Origin of the sequence: uncultured Methylovirgula sp., from assembly GCF_947646745.1 — a bacterium.
Classification (GTDB): Bacteria; Pseudomonadota; Alphaproteobacteria; order Rhizobiales; family Beijerinckiaceae; genus Methylovirgula.
This window is the reverse complement of the sequence record NZ_CANSHK010000023.1, coordinates 1-16290: the sequence shown is the minus strand read 5'-3', so window position 1 is coordinate 16290 and position 16290 is coordinate 1. Positions and strand designations below refer to the sequence as shown.

The following is a 16290-nucleotide window of genomic DNA, read 5'->3' as shown; positions in this document are numbered from 1 at the left end:
TTCAGGCCTCGTCGACGTCGTGGCGGTAGCCGACGCCATGCACCGTGCGAATGATGCGCGGCGCCGCCGGATCGATCTCGATCTTCTTGCGCAAGGCCGAGACATATTGGTCGAGCGCGCGGCTGTTCGGCATATAATCGCGGCCCCAGGCGAGATCGAACAATTCGTCGCGCGAGACGGCTTGGCCGCGCCGTTCATAGAGCGCGGCGAGAATCGCCACTTCGCGATTGGTCAGATCGATCTTCTGATCGCCGCGGAAGGCGCGCATGGCTTTCGGGTCGATGACGATATCGCCCATATGGATGCGGCCTTCGCCATCCTGCGCGGGCGTCTGCGCCTTGGTCCGCCGCAGCGCCGCCTTGATGCGCGCCACGAGTTCGCGGGCGCTGAAGGGCTTGGCGATATAATCGTCCGCGCCGATTTCGAGCCCCCCCACGCGATCACCCTCTTCGCCGCGCGCGGACAGGAGCAGGATTGGCACGGCCGCATCGAGCTTGCGCACGTGGCGCAGCAGGCTCAGCCCGTCCATCACCGGCATCATCACGTCGAAGACGCAGATCTCCGGCTTTTCCTCGCGGAACAAAGCCAGCGCCTTGGCGCCGTCGCCGGCAACGCGGCAGGTGAAACCTTCGAGCGTCAGAAGGTCGACGATGCCGTCGCGCAGATGCTGATCGTCCTCGGCGATCAAGATGGACATGGGGCCTCCTTCGCCGATTCCTTGATCTTCATCGTCGCTGTCACGCGCAGCCCGGGATCGGCATTCTCGATTGTTACGCGCCCACCGTTTGACTCGGCAAGTTCGCGCACCACGACGAGACCGAGGCCGAAACCATCCTTGGCGCCGCCGCCCGGCTGCACCAGCGCCGTCAATTTCGCCTGCGCAGCCGGATCGAGGCCGCGGCCGAAATCACGCACCGTCAAGGTCAGCATTCCGTCCGCTTCGCCGGTCGCCACGAGAATGCGGCCCGGCGCGTATTTATTGGCGTTGTCGATGAGGTTGATGAGAATGCGTTCGAAACTCATCCGATCGAAAAATCCGGCGCGCGCGGCGTTATGCGCGACCTCAATGGTCGAGCCCCCGGCGGCAAACAGATTTTCGTAGCGCGCGATGGTCGCGTCTACGACGACATCGGGCACCGCCTTTTCGAGCCGCACCGGCGCCGGCGCGGCGGTGCGCCCATAGACGATCGTATTGTCGGCCAAAAGCGCGAGCCGCTCGACCTCCGCCCGCATCACCGCGCCATAGCGGCTGACCGCAGCCTCGTCACCGCTGCGGCGCAGCAGCAGATCGGTATAGAGCCGCAGATTGGCGATCGGCGTGCGCAGATCGTGCGAGAGCTTGGCGGTCATTTCACTGCGGAATGCGCTCTCGAGCAGGCGAGCCTGCTGATTGCGATACATATACCAGATCAGCAGCAGCCAGCAGCCGATCAGCGGCACGGTGATCGCGAGCAACGGCAGCAAACCATGATGCGCGCTGGCCGGCGTCGACGTCTCCATGCGCCAGCCGCGCATCGAGCCGGAGAGATCCGAGATCGCCGATGTGCTGAGATTGGTCGGCCCGTGGCTCCACAAAGCGCGGCCGACCGGATCGCGCAAAATCAACAGCCGGTCGTTGAGTTTGGCGCTGGCCTTGTCGAGCGCCTCTTCGAGTACCGGATCGAGCGTGATCTCGTCGAAGATGATGCAGATGTCGCGCGTGTCGTTGAGGCGTTGGCAGCGGACATAGGAAATCTGCGTCTCGCCGACGGTCCAGATGCCGATTTTCCACGGCGCGCCCGCGGCGCCCAACTGCCCCCGCAGCGTCGCAAGCAGACCGCCGTATCGCTGCAGGAAGTCGTTTTCGGATTCAACCGTGCCCGTCGCGATCGGGACGACATGGCCGTTACTGTCGTGCACCAGCAGAAAGCGCACCTCGTTGACGAAACTTGCGACACGCAGATTGCGCAACAGGTTCGGGCCGCCTTTGGCCAGAGCGGCGGCGATCTGCGCAATGGCGCCGTCCGCCTTCGATTCGAGCGTGGCGCTCGCCACATCGCCGAGATCGGCGGCCTGGCGCTCGGCCTGGGCCGCCTCGCGCGTCCGGGTGACCGCATAATCGGCGCCAAACAGATAGAAAGCGAACACGCCGAAGATCGCCAAGGGCAACGCGAGCAGGATCGCAAACCACAAAAGTCCGCGCGAAGCGGCGGGCCGCTGCGTGCGGCCCTGGCTGAAAGCGCGGCGCCGGGAGAGATCAAGGCTCATGCCGAATCTTTAGCATTTTCCGCGCGGCGCGGGTGGCGGTTGGTAGCGGCGGCGCTTATTGCACCGCAAAAACGATCCAAGACGGCGGTCCTGACAAAATTCTTACATCGATCTTGCCAATCTCTGACCAAATCGGCGCCCGATGACCTATCTTCCAACCTGTAAGTTTCGCGGCTGCCTCCGGCAGCTTGGAAGTCAGATAGGAGAGAACCATGGCTTGGACGACCCCCACGATCTGCGAAGTCTGCGTCGGCATGGAAGTCACCGCTTACGAGTCGAGCGAGTTCTGATTATCCTTCCGGCCTCATCGCCGGGACAGCATCGAGAAGTTCAAGCGGCGGAGTTTCTCCGCCGCTTTTTTATATCCGCGTCGAAGGCGCCCCTGCCGGGTCTCAATTCTTCGGAAAGTCGAGCCCCATGGCGCGATAGCGCTCCGGATCGTCGACCCAGTTCTCGCGCACTTTGACGAAGAGAAAGAGGTGGATCGTCTGCTCGGCGGCTTCGGCGATCTCCTTGCGCGCCGCGGTACCGATAGCCTTGATCGTGCGCCCGCCCTCGCCCAGCACGATCTTGCGGTGCGCCTCGCGGGTTACATAGATCGTCTGCTCGACCCGCGCCGAGCCGTCCGGCCGCTCTTCCCAGGATTGTGTCTCGACCGTCGATTGGTAGGGCAATTCGTCGTGGAGGCGTTCGAAGATTTTTTCGCGGGTGATCTCGGCCGCCAAAGCCCGGATCGGCGCTTCGGAAATCTGGTCCTCGGGGTAAAGCCAGGGGCCGGCGGGCATCATGGCCGCAAGATGCTCTTTGAGCGTCGCAACGCCATCGCCCGTCGCCGCCGAAATCATGAACGTCTCGGCGAAGCCGAGCCTGTCGTTCACCGCGGCCGCAAGTTCGAGCAGGGCCGGACGGGCGACGAGATCGATCTTGTTCAAGATCAGAACGCGCTTGGCTTTGACGTTTTCGAGCGCGCGGAGAATCTCTGAAACATCGCCGTCGAGGCCCTTGCGGGCATCGACAAGCAGCGCGACGACGTCGGCATCGGCGGCCCCACCCCAGGCGGAGGCCACCATGGCGCGATCGAGCCGCCGGCGCGGTGCAAAAATGCCCGGCGTATCGACGAAGACGATCTGCGCCTCGCCTTCAAGGGCAATGCCGCGCACGAGCATGCGCGTCGTCTGCACTTTGCGCGAGACGATCGAGATCTTGGCGCCGACGAGCTGATTGAGCAGTGTCGATTTGCCGGCATTCGGCGCGCCGATCAGCGCGACAAAACCGCAGCGTCTTTGTGCCTCGGCCGCTTCAGGCTCGTTCATCGCCAATCCCTTCGCGGCTCAGAAAGGCAAGCGCCGCCGCCTGCTCGGCGCTGCGTTTCGAACTGCCTTTCGCCGCGGCCGGCGCAAAACCTGTCACGGCCACTTCGACAGTGAATTCCGGCGCATGATGCGGCCCGGTGCGGCCCGTTTCGCGATAGAGCGGCGTCTCAAGCCCGCGTGCCTGGGCCCATTCCTGCAAAGCAGTCTTGGGATCGCGCAGAGGCCGGCGCGGTGTTCGCATGCGCGGCGCGAAGACGTGGCTGATGACCGTTTTCGCCGCCTCATAGCCCGCATCGAGGAAGATCGCGCCGATGACCGATTCACAGGCGTCGGCGAGGATCGCATCCTTGGCCGTGCCGCGCGCCTGGCGCTCGCTGTCGCCGAGCCGGACGTGGCTTTCGAGGCCCCATTCCCGCGCCACCTCGGCGCAGCTCTCGCGCCGCACGAGATCGGCGAGCCGGCGCGACAATTCTCCCTCGTCTGCGGCGGGAAAGTTGTCATAGAGCATCTCCGCCACGACGAGGCCGAGCACGCGGTCGCCCAGAAATTCGAGCCGCTGATAGCTGTCGTGACGCGCCGCCGAGGCGCTGACATGGGTCAGCGCCAATTGGACGAGCCCGCGATTGGCGAATTGATGCCCGAGGCTCGCTTCGAGCGCGGCGATGTCGCCGAGCTTGCCCGCCATTATCTGACAGGTTTGAACAGCCGGTCCCAACGCACGGTCCACGGCCATTCCCAAAACGCCCAGGCCGGCGTATCCGGCTTGATGGAAAAGAAGATCATCTCGGCGCGACCGACAAGATCTTCCGACGGCACATAGCCGACGCCGTTCTGGTCGGGCGGGACGCGGCTGTCAGTCGAATTGTCGCGATTGTCGCCCATCATGAAATAATTGTCGGGCGGCACTTTGTAGATGCCGGTGTTGTCATAAAAGCCAGTATCGCCCTCGATCTCGATGATCGTATGTTTCACGCCGCCCGGCAAAGTTTCCATATAGGTCGGCACTTCGCGGACATGGCCGAATAGGTCTTCCGTCTTGACCTTGCTGATGGGATCGCGCGGCACGATCGTGCCGTTGATGTAAAGCCGACCGTCTTTCATCTGGATCGTGTCGCCGGGCAGGCCGATAACGCGTTTGATGTAATCGGTCTGGCCATCGCGCGGCAGTTTGAAGACGACGACATCGCCGCGCTTCGGCGGCGAACTGAAGATACGGCCCTTGAACAAAGGCGGGCTAAACGGCAGCGAATGGTTCGAATAGCCATAGGAATATTTGGAAACGAAAAGGAAATCGCCGATCAGCAAGGTCGGGATCATCGAGCCGGACGGAATATTGAACGGCTGGAACAGCAGGGTCCGTACGACGAGCGCGATAAGGCCCGCTTGGATGATGACCTTAAAAAACTCGCCGAAAGCGCCGGCCTTCTTGCCCTGCTCCATTGCACCGTAGCCTTTTTCATCCGTCGTCGTCATGGACCGTTTCTTTCAGCTCGCGGTCGAGCGCGGGCACTCGGGAGCCGGGCTCCTTAGCATGCGCCCGGGAGAGGGTGAAGTGTCGGTTTCGTCATGAAAAGCACGCGAGCGGACGCCTTTGCCCCACCCTCCCGCTTGACGGGCAATCAGGGCAGTTCCGTGTTCGCGGCTGAAATTTTTACCGCCTCGATGATCACCTGCGCCTGCGCGAAAGGATATTCATCGGTCAAAGTCAAATGGATAACGGCATCGTGACCGGCCGGAACCAGTCCTGCCAAGCGCACCGCCGCGCCGCCCGTAAGCAGCAGGCTGGGCTTGCCGGACGGCAGATTGACGACACCCATGTCGCGCCAAAAGACGCCGCGGGCGAGGCCCGTCCCCAGGGCTTTGGCGCAGGCCTCCTTGGCGGCAAATCGTTTGGCATAGGAGGCCGCGCGCGCGGCGCGCGCCTCCGACTTGTCGCGCTCGGCCTCGGTAAAGCAGCGCAGCACGAAACGCTCGCCGTGCCGCTCCAGAAGCTGCTCGACCCGGCGGATGTCGCAAAGATCGATGCCGAAGCCGAGGATCATAGAACGAGCGCCCCGGCCCGGCCGGCGGCCATTGCGGCGTGCATCTTGTGGATCGCGGCTTCGAGGCCGACGAAAATCGCCTCGGCAATGAGGAAATGGCCGATATTGAGTTCAACGATCTGCGGCAGCGCCGCGATCTGGCGCGCCGTCTCATAATCGAGGCCGTGGCCGGCGTGGCATTCGATGCCGAGCGCCACGGCCTTCGCCGCCGCCGCCTTCAACCGGGCAAACTCGGCCTCGGCCTGGGCATGATGGCCGCCGGCCACGGCATTGCACCAGGCGCCGGTATGCAATTCGACCGCGGGGGCGCCGATCGAACGCGCCGCCTCGATCGCATCGCCCTCGGGCTCTATGAACAGCGCGACGACGATCCCGGCGCGCGACAATTCGGCGGTGAAAGGCTTCAGATGATCATGGCCGCCGATCACGTCGAGGCCGCCCTCGGTCGTGCGCTCTTCGCGGCGTTCGGGCACGAGGCAGGCGGCATGCGGCCTTGTCCGCAACGCGATATCGAGCATTTCGCCCGTCGCAGCCATTTCGAAATTCAGCGGCTTGGCAATATGCGCCTTGAGCCGCGCCATGTCGTCATCGCGGATATGGCGGCGATCCTCACGCAAATGCGCGGTGATGCCGTCAGCCCCGGCTTCGATCGCCATCTGCGCCGCGCGCAGCGGATCGGGTGCGCCGCCGCCGCGCGCGTTTCGCAATGTCGCGACGTGGTCGATGTTGACGCCAAGCCGCGGAGCCGGAGCGCTCATCCGTTCACCCGCTCGACTTTGCTGACGACCGGCTTGGTGCGCAATTCGGTAATCAGACCGTTCAGATGTTTCAGGTCCGGGATTTCGAGATCGACAGTAATCTCGCGAAAGTCAGGCGAGATGGCATTGATCGAGATCGTATCGATGTTCGCCCCCATTTCGCCGATCGTACTGGCGATGAGCCCCAAAGTGCCCGGCTCGTTGATGGCCGTCACCAGAATACGCGCAGGGAACAGATTGCGCTTGCCGGCGTCAAGGTCCCAGCGCACGTCGAGCCAGCGTTCCGGCTGATCGTCGAACGCGGTCAGGTCGGGCGATTGGATCGGATAAATGGTGATATGCTCGCCCGGCGTCAGGATCGCGACGATACGGTCGCCCGGCACCGCACCGCCGTTCGGCGCGAAACGCACCGGCAAATCGCCGCGCAAGCCATAGATCGGCATCGGCCGGCCATCGGCTTCGCCGCGTTCCGGAAACTTGAACACAAGACTCGATGCCTTCGGCAGGCCGAACCAGCCGGATTCGCTTGGCGGCGGCAGAGGCGGCTGCGGCCCCAATTTGCGCTCTTCGGAAAAGTCCGGATAAACCGATTTCACCACGTCGCCGGAGAAAATCTCGCCGCGGCCGACCGCCGCCAGAACATCATCGACGCTGGCGCGCGCCAAGCGCGGCAAGGCGGCTTTCAGCTTGTCCTCGGCGAAGGGCTTGCCGGCGCGCTCGAAGGCGCGCACCACAATCTGCCGCCCGAGCCCGGTATATTGCGCGCGCACGGCATCGCGCGTCGCCCGACGGATCGCGGCGCGCGCTTTGCCGGTCATCACCAGGCTCTCCCAGACCGGCGGCGGCACTTGGCCTTCGGCGCGAATGATCTCGACCTCGTCGCCGTTTTCGAGCGGCGCAGCGAGTGGCGCGGCGCGGCCGTTGATCTTGGCACCGACACAGGAATTGCCGATCTTCGTATGCACCGCATAGGCGAAATCGATCGGCGTCGCGCCGCGCGGCAGGGCGATGAGCTGCCCCTTCGGCGTAAAGCAGAAGACCTGATCGTGAAACAGTTCGAGCTTGGTGTGCTCGAGGAATTCTTCCGGCGAGTCGCCCTCGGCCAGCATATCGATGGTACGCTGCAGCCATTGATAGGCGCGGCTTTCGCTCGCCAAAGTCTCCCGGTCATCGACCTTGCCGTCCTTGTAGAGCGCGTGCGCGGCAATGCCGTAGCGGGCGATCTTATGCATCTCGTGGGTGCGCACCTGAAGCTCGACGCGCTGGCGTCCCGGCCCGACGACGGTGGTATGAATCGAGCGGTAATCGTTCTCCTTCGGCGTCGAGATATAATCCTTGAACCGGCCCGGCACGGCCGGCCATTTGGTGTGAACGACGCCGATGACCCGGTAGCATTCCTCGATCGTATTCACATAGACGCGGAAGCCGAAAATATCGGACAATTGCTCGAAAGCGACCGACTTGCGCTCCATCTTCCGCCAGACCGAATAGGGCTGCTTCTGGCGGCCTTCGACCGTCGCCTCGATACCCTGCGCCGACAACAGATCGCGCAATTCCTGCTCGACCTTGGCGATGATCTTGCCGTTCTTCTTTTTGAGTTCGTTGAGCCGCTTGCTGATCGAGGCGCTTGCCTCCGGCATCAGATGCCGGAAGGCGAGATCCTCGAGCTCATCGCGCATGTTCTGCATGCCCATGCGCCCGGCCAGCGGCGCATAGATGTCGAGCGTCTCCTGCGCGATGCGCTCGCGTTTTTCGGGCGGGACGAATTGCAGCGTGCGCATATTGTGCAGCCGGTCGGCGAGCTTGACGAGCAGCACGCGCACGTCATCGGCGATCGCGAGCAGCAGCTTGCGGAAATTCTCCGCCTGCACGGCACGTTTAGAGACGAGATCGAGCCGCTTGAGCTTGGTCAGGCCCTCGACGAGACGGCCGATGTCGGCGCCGAATAATTTGTCGATCTCTTCGCGTGTCGAGCCGGTATCTTCGATCGTGTCGTGCAAAACCGCGGCGACGATCGTCGCATCGTCAAGCTTAAGGTCGGTCAGGATCGCGGCGACTTCCAGCGGATGGGAAAAGTACGGATCTCCGGATGCGCGTTTCTGGACCCCGTGCGCCTTCATCGCATAGACGTAGGCGCGGTCCAGCAGTTCCTCGTCGGCATGCGGATTGTAGCGCCGGACGCGATCGACGAGTTCGTATTGCCGCATCATGGTTCGGGTCGATTCCATGAAGTCCGGCGCGGCGGCGCCAATGCGCGGCCACGCTCCTGAACAAAGCCGTCTCAGCGCCTCGCGCCGGCAATCTCGCTAACCGAGGTCGCCAATATTCGGTTCGGCCCCGCTGCCGATAACTCAGTCGCTGTCGTCTTCCGTCTCCGCCGGCGGGACGAGACCTTCGAGGCCGCGAAGCAGATCTTCTTCGGTCATACGATCGAATTGTACATCGCCCGGCGCATCGGATTGGACCTTCTCGACCGCCGGCGTCAGCGCCGGCACAGCCTCGGCCTCCGGCTCGTCGACTTCGACATGCTTCTGCAGCGAATGAATAAAATCCTCTTTAAGATCTTCCGGCGTAAGCGTCGCTTCGGCAATCTCGCGCAGCGCGACAACAGCGTTTTTGTCGTTGTCGCGATCGACCGTGATCGACGAACCGGATGCGATCATCCGCGCGCGATGAGCGGCAATCAACACCAGATCAAATCGGTTTTCGACTTTATCGATGCAATCCTCAACCGTGACGCGTGCCATTTGTTCAACTCTCCTTGAAATGCCGTCGTAAGGGTTTGGGTTTTTCTACAAAATACGTAGAGTCTCATCAACCGCCTTAGCCGCTCGGGCCATTCTGAGCGCGCACTCATACGACTTTGCTTAAAACAGGTTAATCTGCGTTATATGATAGCATATCCGTCAATTTCAATGGGGCGGGGTTGACGCGAGGAGCGTTGGAAACCACATCTAGTGATTATCCGCCTAGGCGGGCTAACCGTACCGACACTAAGGGCATTTTTGTCGCGTCGCGTGCCGCTTTAGTGCAGTTGCAACCAAAAACCAAGAAGCATGAGACACCTTAATGGCAGACCAGGAACGTATTGCGCTCTTCATTGACGGCGCAAACCTCTACGCGACCGCGAAGTCCCTCGGCTTTGATATTGATTATAAGCGGCTGCTCAAGGAGTTCCAAAACCGGGGGAAGCTCGTCCGCGCCTTCTATTATACCGCGCTGGTCGAGGACCAAGAGTACTCGTCGATCCGTCCGTTGATCGACTGGCTTGATTACAATGGCTATTCTGTCGTCACCAAGCCGACGAAGGAATTCGTCGATTCGCTGGGCCGCCGCAAGGTGAAGGGCAATATGGACATCGAACTGGCCGTCGATGCCATGGAAATGGCCGAGCATCTCGACCATGTCGTGCTCTTTTCCGGCGACGGCGATTTCCGCTCGCTTGTCGAGGCGGTGCAGCGCAAGGGCGTGCGCGTCTCGGTCGTCTCGACCAATACGACGCAGCCGGCGATGGTTGCCGACGAATTGCGCCGCCAGGCCGATGAGTTCATCGACCTCGTCCATCTCGCCGCAAAGATCGGGCGCGACCCGAACGAGCGGCCCGAGCGGGCGCAGAAATTCCATCAGGAGCGCCGGCAGACGAGTACGGTGCCGGCAGGCTATGACGAGGACGTCCTCGACGATTGAGTGAAACGCGGCGCCGGACCCATTCGGCGCCGCTTCGCAGGGTCTCGTCGTGGATTTCGTCCCGGCCGCGTTTGCCTTTTGGCGCAGATGTTTTAGGACTGCCCGGTGAGCGTCCTAGAGCCAGATTTAGACCGCGTGGCGGCGCCGGATACGCCTGATCACGACTGCCCGCGTTGCCCACGGCTGGTGGCTTTCCGCAACGACAACCGCATCGCCCATCCGGATTGGTTCAACGGCCCTGTGCCGACGTTCGGCGGGCGCGACGCGCGGCTTTTGATCGTCGGCCTCGCGCCCGGTCTGCGCGGCGCCAATCGGACCGGCCGGCCGTTCACCGGCGATTTCGCCGGCGATCTGCTCTATGCGACTTTGCTCGATTGCGGCCTCGCGACCGGCATTTACGAACAGCGGCCCGACGACACGCTCCGCCTTGTCGATTGCGCAATCTCCAATGCCGTGCGCTGCGTGCCGCCGCAAAACAAGCCGTTGCCGGAGGAGATTGCCCATTGCCGCGGTTTTCTCGCCGCGACGATCGCGGCCATGCCGCGCCTCACGGTCATTGTCGCACTCGGCCGCATCGCCCACGACCAGGTCGTCCGGGCTGCAGGCGAAAAGCTCGCCGCCCGCCCTTTCGCGCATGGCCGCCGGCACCGGTTCCACAGCAAGACACAGCGGTTCGTTCTCTTCGACAGCTATCATTGCTCACGCTACAACACGAACACTGGCGTCCTGACGGCGGACATGTTCGCGGCGCTCTTCAAGGAGGTCTGCGCCGAACTCGAGACTTCGCGCCGTTCATGAACGCGCGCATCGAGCCGTCAGCCGCGGTCGCGTAACAGGCGGCTCTTCTCCCGATTCCAATCGCGCTGCTTCTCGGTGTCACGCTTGTCGTGCAATTTCTTGCCGCGGCCGAGCGCGAGTTCAAGCTTGGCGCGGCCCTGCGCGTTAAAGTAAATCTTCAACGGTACGAGGGTCATGCCTTCGCGTTCGAGGCCTTTGGCGAGACGGGTGATTTCGCGAGCGTTTAGAAGCAGTTTGCGGGCCCGCTTCGGTTCATGGTTGAAGCGGTTCGCCTGCAGATATTCCGGGATCGTCGCGTTGACGAGGTAAAGTTCGCCGGCCTTGTCGAGGCTCGCGTAGCTCTCGCCGATCGAAGCCTTGCCGGTGCGCAGCGACTTCACTTCCGTCCCGGTCAGCACCAGTCCCGCCTCAAACGTCTCGCCGATCTCGTAATCGAAACGGGCGCGGCGGTTGTCCGCCACGACCTTGAAGCGCGTCTCTTTCTTTTCTGCCAATGCGATCGCCCGTTACTTCGGCAACAGTCCGGCATGCCGCATGGCGGCCGCGACCGCGTCCTGCGCGGCGGGCGAGGCCGGCAGCATCGGCAGGCGCAGTTCGTTGGCGATCTTGCCCAGCAGCGAGAGGGCATATTTCGGCCCGGCCGGATTGGGATCGACGAACAGCGCCGCATGCAGCCGTGTCAGGCGGTCCTGAATGGCAAGCGCGGTCTTGAAGTCGCCTTTGAGGCCCGCCTCCTGAAAATCGGCGCACAGCCTTGGCGCGACGTTCGAGGTGACGGAAATGCAGCCGTCGCCGCCATGCGCCAGAACCGCCAGCGCGGTCATGTCCTCGCCCGAGAGCTGGATAAAATCGGCGCCGAGCGCGTCACGCTGCAAGGCAGTGCGCGCCACATTGCCGGTCGCATCCTTGACGCCGGCGATGTTCTTCAACTCGAAGAGCCGCTTCATCGTATCGACGGAGATATCGACGACCGAGCGCGGCGGAATATTATAGAGGATGATCGGAATGCCGATCGCGTCGTTGATCGCCTTGAAATGGCGGTAAAGCCCCTCTTGGGACGGCTTGTTGTAATAGGGCGCGACGACGAGCACGCCATCGGCGCCGACCTTTTCGGCATGGCGGGCAAGATCGATCGCCTCTTGCGTATTGTTCGAGCCGGCGCCGGCAAGCACCGGCACGCGGCCGCGTGCCTCGGCGACGCAAACTTCGACAACCTGTTTGTGCTCGGCATGGCTGAGCGTCGGGCTCTCGCCGGTCGTACCGACCGGCGCCAAGCCGTGCGTGCCGTTGATGATCTGCCAATCGACCAAGGCGCGATAGGCGCCTTCATCGAACCGGCCCGCTGCGAATGGCGTCACCAGGGCGGTGATCGAGCCCTTGAAAGCGGCCTTCTTGCCCATCTGGGCGATTCCTTCTTCGATAATGGGGATTGCCTTAGTTTTGCACCTGTCTCTTCCGACAATTAGCCCGTCAAGTCCATGTGCGTGTTGCCGCTCGTTTGCACAAGGCCTGCGGGCGCCGGTGCGCAACCTCCGGCAAGCCATTGATTATAAAAGTCCGGAGATCGTTTTGTCCTGCTCGCGCCGCGGCGCGCGGAAAGGATTCGCGCTTGTTAACGAATCGGCCGACAGAATGACAAAGCCGCGCAAAGCTCCGCGAAGCCCGCCGGCTCGCGCCAGCGCGAAGCCGCGCAAGACTGGCAAGGCCGCCGCCCGGCGTCGGGCCTTTCGCGTTCCCTGGCTTTTCGGCGGCCTCGGGCTTGGCTTTGTCGCGGCGCTCGCGCTTGTTTCGGTTCTGCCGGCGCCCGATTTCGACGGCAGCGAGCCAGCCCGCGCGCATATGGTGTCCTGGCTCGCCGGCTTGTTCAATGACGCCACGTCCGAGCTGGAGCATTTTTTCCAATCCGGGCGCGCCCATCCGCAGCTTGCCAACCGCGGCGAAACCGCAGGCAGCCCGCCGGTCGATCCGATCGTCGCGCTCGGCCTGAACCCGACCGGACTGCGGGAAGCTCTGCCCTATTATAAAGCCGGCGATCTGAGCCAAGGCGATGTGCAGGCGGCGCGCGCGAGCGACCCGATCGTCCGCACCGCTCTCGAATGGGTCGCCCTGCGCGATTCGCGCGACGCCGGCCGGGACCGATATGATGCCTTTCTCGTCGCGCATCCCGATTGGCCAGCGCGCGATTTCCTCGTCCACCGGATCGAAGACGGGTTTTATCAGGCTCATGCCGATCCGGCGCTGATCGACAGTTTCTTCGCCACGGCCGCGCCGCAGACGGCCCTCGGCAAGCTGGCCGAGGCGCGGGCTCTGAAGAGCGAAGGCAAGGACGCCGAAGCGCAGGCACTGGTGCGCGACGTCTGGCGGCATTCGCAGCTTTCCGCCTCACTCGAGACGCATGTGCGCGGCGAATTCGGCGCCTATCTTTCGGCCGCCGACTATAAGGCCCGCGCCGACCACCTGCTCTATGAAGGCGACAATGCCGGCGGCCTGCGCAACGCGGTGTTGGTCAATCCCGATTACGTCGTGCTCGCCCGATTGCATGCGGCGATCAATGACGAGGCGGCCAGTGACAAAATGTTCGATGCCGTGCCGCCGGATATGCGCAGCGACCCGGCGTTTCTCTTTGCCCGAATCCATAGACTGCGCCACGAAGACAAGGACGATGCAGCCGCGGCGCTGATGCTGGCCGCGCCGCGCGACCCTGCCCTGCTCGTCGACGGCGACGCCTGGTGGACGGAGCGCCGGCTCCTGGCGCGCAAACTGCTTGACGCCGGCGATCTCGCCACCGCCTATCGGATTTGCGCCGAACATACGGCGGAATCGACGGAAGCCAAGATCGACGCGGAATTCCACGCCGGCTGGATCGCCTTGCGTTTCCTCAACGACCCGGCACGGGCAGCCAAACATTTCGCGACCGCTGCGGCGCTGGCGCAGACGCCGATCTCGATCGCCCGCATCGCTTATTGGCAGGGCCGCACGGCGGAAGTTTCGCAGGCCGACGACGCCGATCAGCGCGCCAAGGCCTTTTATGAAAAGGCCGCTGCACGCGCCGCGACCTATTACGGCCAATTGGCGGGCGCCCGGCTTGGCCTCCACGGCCTTGCGCCGCGCAGTGTCACAACCCCGGCCGCGCGCGGCGCGGCACGCAACGAAGCGGTCCGGATCGTCGAGCTTTTTTTCGCGCTGGGTGAAAAGGATTTGGCCATGGCGCTCGCGAGTTGCGCGGCGCAGCACCTGACCGAGCCGGCCCAGGTCGCCGCTTTGGCCGATGTCATCACCGCGCAGCGCGACGCCCATGAGGCTCTCGTGATCGGCAAGCTTCTCGCCCAGCGCGGCATCCTGATCGACGCGCTTGCCTTCCCGACCTATGGCATTCCCGCTTATACGCCGGCGGAAAATTCGGCGCCGCCGGCGCTCGTCTACGCCATCGCGCGGCAAGAAAGCGAATTCGATACGCATGCGGTTTCCGGCGCTGGCGCGCGCGGGCTGATGCAGATGATCGTCGCAACGGCAAAACGCACCGCCGATCACATCAAGATGGATTTTGACGCCGGCCGGCTGTTGAGCGATGCGGCTTTCAGCGCCAAGCTCGGCGCCGCCCATCTCGGCCAATTGCTGCTCGAGCAGCGTGGCTCGCCGATCCTCGTTTTCGCCGCCTATAATGCCGGCGGCCGACATGTGAAGGAATGGATCGACGCCCACGGCGATCCGCGGACGCCGGGCGTCGATCCGATCGATTGGGTCGAACGCATCCCCTTCACCGAAACGCGCAATTATGTGCAGCGGGTGATGGAGAATTGGACCATGTATCAGGCAAGCTTCGCCGCGCTGCGCTCGGCCAAGGCCGAGCCAGGAACGTCCGGCGGCATGTCCGCCAAGACGGCGCCGGTCCGCATCGATTCGATGCTCGAAGCGTCAGCCGGTTTATGAGGCGGCGCGGACCGGCGCGGCAAGGTCGCTCAGGACCCGCAAGAGCTCCGCGGGGACAAAGGGCTTGGCGAGAAAAAGCACGCCCGGCGGCAGCGTTCGCGGGCGGCATCCCGAGACCATCACCACCCCGATCTCCGGCCGCTGCGATCGCAGAAGCCGCGCCAAATCAACGCCGTCGAGGACGCCCGGCATTTCGATATCGCTGACGACGAGATCGATCGGGGGGTCGCGCCGCAAGACGCGTAACGCCTCTGCGGCAGACGCCGCCAGACTGACCGTAAAGCCCGTCTCTTCCAGCACATCGGCCATCATCTCGCGGACAAGCCATTCGTCCTCGACAATCAGAACGCGGCAGCGGGACGGATCGAATGTGCTCATGGCGGGGAAATCGCTAAAAATCGAGATAAGTTCCCCGTTTGCCGCAGCATGGTAAAAGAAGCGTTTTCGACCGGTCTCGCCATGACTCACGCCCCCAAGACGCCTGCCGCCACGTTCGTCGATTGGTTCGTCAGCGCCGAAGACGGCCTGCGGCTGCATCTGCGCGATTACGGTAGCCCCCTCGATCCGGGCCTGCCCGTCGTCTGTCTGCCTGGGCTCGCCCGCAATGGCGCCGATTTCGCCCCGCTGGCCGAGGCTTTGGCGGCGGGCGCGGCCGGCCGCAAGCGCCGCGTCGTCGCCCTCGATTACCGCGGCCGCGGCGAATCGGACTTTGACCGGGACTGGCGCCACTACGACCTGAGCGTCGAGGCCGCCGACATTCTCGCCCAATTGGCGGCCGTCGAGATTCACGCGGCGATCTTCGTCGGCACCTCGCGCGGCGGTTTTCACGCGATGGCGCTCGCCGCAGCGCGGCCGGCGCTGGTGCGCGGCGCGGTGCTCAACGATGTCGGACCCGTCGTTGAACTGCAAGGGTTGACCCGCATCCGCCAATATCTGCGCCACCCCGCGGCGCCGAATTCGCTCCCCGACGCGATCGATTATGTGCGCAAGGCGATGAGCGCGCAGTTTCCGGCGCTCTCCGACGCCGATTTCGAGTTTTATGCGCGCGCCTCGTTTCAAAAGCTCGACGGCACGTTCGGCGCCACCTTCGACCCCAATCTGGTGAAGCCGCTCGACAAGCTGCGCCTCGACGAACCGCTGCCGCAATCCTGGGACTTGTTCGAAGCGCTCGCCGACGTGCCCTTGCTCGTCATCCGCGGCAGCAATTCCGATGTCCTGTCGCAGGAAACTTTCGTCGAAATGGCCCGCCGCCACAGAAATTGCGCGACGCATGTCGTCGAAGGCCAGGGCCATCCGCCTTTGCTGGCGGATGCGGCGACGATCGCCCGGATCGCGGCCTTCGTCGCCGAGGCGGACAAGGGCTGAGGTTTGGAAATCGGGCTCCGCCCGACCCCGCCGCCTTGCCATATGCGCTCGCCTCGGGCATATGGACCGGCACCGCTTTGGAGACGTGGCCGAGAGGCTGAAGGCGGCGGTTTGCTAAACCGTTATAGGGTTGTAAAGCCCTATCGAGGG

Annotated in this window: 17 protein-coding genes; 5 read left to right on the top strand and 12 right to left on the bottom strand. The window is 63.5% G+C overall.

Annotated features, from left to right (window positions below; genetic code table 11):
- Position 1: 1 nt before the first annotated feature.
- Both Q0025_RS08380 and Q0025_RS08375 read right to left on the bottom strand, forming a co-directional pair.
- On the bottom strand, positions 2–697 hold the full coding sequence (locus Q0025_RS08380; protein WP_297297920.1) for a response regulator transcription factor: 696 nt from the start codon (positions 695–697) through the stop codon (positions 2–4).
- Positions 685–2247 (bottom strand): HAMP domain-containing sensor histidine kinase, encoded by a 1563-nt coding sequence (locus Q0025_RS08375; protein WP_297297918.1) that lies wholly within the window; start codon positions 2245–2247, stop codon positions 685–687. Before Q0025_RS08375 ends, Q0025_RS08380 begins: the two co-directional genes overlap by 13 nt.
- Before the next feature lie 212 nt (positions 2248–2459).
- Between Q0025_RS08375 and pqqA the strand changes: the two genes are divergently transcribed.
- The gene (gene pqqA / locus Q0025_RS14940; RefSeq protein ID WP_115837109.1) at positions 2460–2537 is read left to right on the top strand and encodes a pyrroloquinoline quinone precursor peptide PqqA; all 78 of its coding nucleotides are present in this window, start codon (positions 2460–2462) and stop codon (positions 2535–2537) included.
- A gap of 102 nt (positions 2538–2639) precedes the next feature.
- Here pqqA and era read toward each other — a convergent pair whose 3' ends face one another.
- The 7 genes from era to rpoZ all read right to left on the bottom strand — a co-directional run bounded on the left by era (position 2640) and on the right by rpoZ (position 9107).
- Entirely contained in the window at positions 2640–3560 is a 921-nt protein-coding gene (gene era, locus Q0025_RS08370) for a GTPase Era (RefSeq protein ID WP_297297916.1), read from the bottom strand.
- Positions 3547–4245 carry a ribonuclease III gene (rnc, locus tag Q0025_RS08365; protein WP_297297913.1) on the bottom strand — a complete coding sequence of 233 codons (699 nt, stop codon included), beginning with the start codon at positions 4243–4245 and terminating at the stop codon, positions 3547–3549. Before rnc ends, era begins: the two co-directional genes overlap by 14 nt.
- Positions 4245–5000: a signal peptidase I gene (lepB, locus tag Q0025_RS08360; protein ID WP_297297987.1), complete on the bottom strand. Its 756-nt coding sequence runs from the start codon at positions 4998–5000 to the stop codon at positions 4245–4247. The genes rnc and lepB overlap by 1 nt, the downstream gene beginning before the upstream one ends.
- A 179-nt stretch (positions 5001–5179) precedes the next feature.
- Positions 5180–5602, bottom strand: a complete 423-nt coding sequence (gene acpS / locus Q0025_RS08355; protein WP_297297911.1) for a holo-ACP synthase — start codon at positions 5600–5602, stop codon at positions 5180–5182.
- Positions 5599–6360 (bottom strand): pyridoxine 5'-phosphate synthase, encoded by a 762-nt coding sequence (locus tag Q0025_RS08350; protein WP_297297908.1) that lies wholly within the window; start codon positions 6358–6360, stop codon positions 5599–5601. The genes acpS and Q0025_RS08350 overlap by 4 nt, the downstream gene beginning before the upstream one ends.
- Positions 6357–8570 carry a bifunctional (p)ppGpp synthetase/guanosine-3',5'-bis(diphosphate) 3'-pyrophosphohydrolase gene (locus Q0025_RS08345; RefSeq protein ID WP_297297985.1) on the bottom strand — a complete coding sequence of 738 codons (2214 nt, stop codon included), beginning with the start codon at positions 8568–8570 and terminating at the stop codon, positions 6357–6359. The genes Q0025_RS08350 and Q0025_RS08345 overlap by 4 nt, the downstream gene beginning before the upstream one ends.
- A gap of 141 nt (positions 8571–8711) precedes the next feature.
- Positions 8712–9107 carry a DNA-directed RNA polymerase subunit omega gene (rpoZ, locus tag Q0025_RS08340; RefSeq protein WP_297297906.1) on the bottom strand — a complete coding sequence of 132 codons (396 nt, stop codon included), beginning with the start codon at positions 9105–9107 and terminating at the stop codon, positions 8712–8714.
- Positions 9108–9429: 322 nt separating this feature from the next.
- Between rpoZ and Q0025_RS08335 the strand changes: the two genes are divergently transcribed.
- Positions 9430–10047, top strand: a complete 618-nt coding sequence (locus Q0025_RS08335) for an NYN domain-containing protein (RefSeq protein ID WP_297297904.1) — start codon at positions 9430–9432, stop codon at positions 10045–10047.
- 135 nt (positions 10048–10182) lie between these two features.
- Positions 10183–10845, top strand: a complete 663-nt coding sequence (locus tag Q0025_RS08330; protein ID WP_297297902.1) for a uracil-DNA glycosylase — start codon at positions 10183–10185, stop codon at positions 10843–10845.
- 17 nt (positions 10846–10862) lie between these two features.
- On the opposite strand, the gene smpB is transcribed toward Q0025_RS08330, so the two are convergent.
- Together smpB and dapA are read right to left on the bottom strand one after the other, a co-directional pair.
- Positions 10863–11339: an SsrA-binding protein SmpB gene (gene smpB / locus Q0025_RS08325; protein ID WP_297297900.1), complete on the bottom strand. Its 477-nt coding sequence runs from the start codon at positions 11337–11339 to the stop codon at positions 10863–10865.
- A 12-nt stretch (positions 11340–11351) separates the two neighbouring features.
- Positions 11352–12245, bottom strand: a complete 894-nt coding sequence (dapA, locus tag Q0025_RS08320) for a 4-hydroxy-tetrahydrodipicolinate synthase (RefSeq protein ID WP_297297898.1) — start codon at positions 12243–12245, stop codon at positions 11352–11354.
- 232 nt (positions 12246–12477) lie between these two features.
- On the opposite strand from dapA, the gene Q0025_RS08315 reads away from it, so the two are divergent.
- On the top strand, positions 12478–14775 hold the full coding sequence (locus Q0025_RS08315) for a lytic transglycosylase domain-containing protein (RefSeq protein ID WP_297297896.1): 2298 nt from the start codon (positions 12478–12480) through the stop codon (positions 14773–14775).
- Here the strand turns inward: Q0025_RS08315 and Q0025_RS08310 are convergent.
- Complete coding sequence (locus tag Q0025_RS08310) at positions 14770–15153, bottom strand: response regulator (protein ID WP_297297894.1); 384 nt, start codon at positions 15151–15153, stop codon at positions 14770–14772. The genes Q0025_RS08315 and Q0025_RS08310 overlap by 6 nt on opposite strands.
- An 81-nt stretch (positions 15154–15234) precedes the next feature.
- On the opposite strand from Q0025_RS08310, the gene Q0025_RS08305 reads away from it, so the two are divergent.
- Positions 15235–16140, top strand: coding sequence for an alpha/beta hydrolase (locus Q0025_RS08305; protein WP_297297892.1), 906 nt, complete (start codon positions 15235–15237; stop codon positions 16138–16140).
- Positions 16141–16290: the final 150 nt, after the last annotated feature.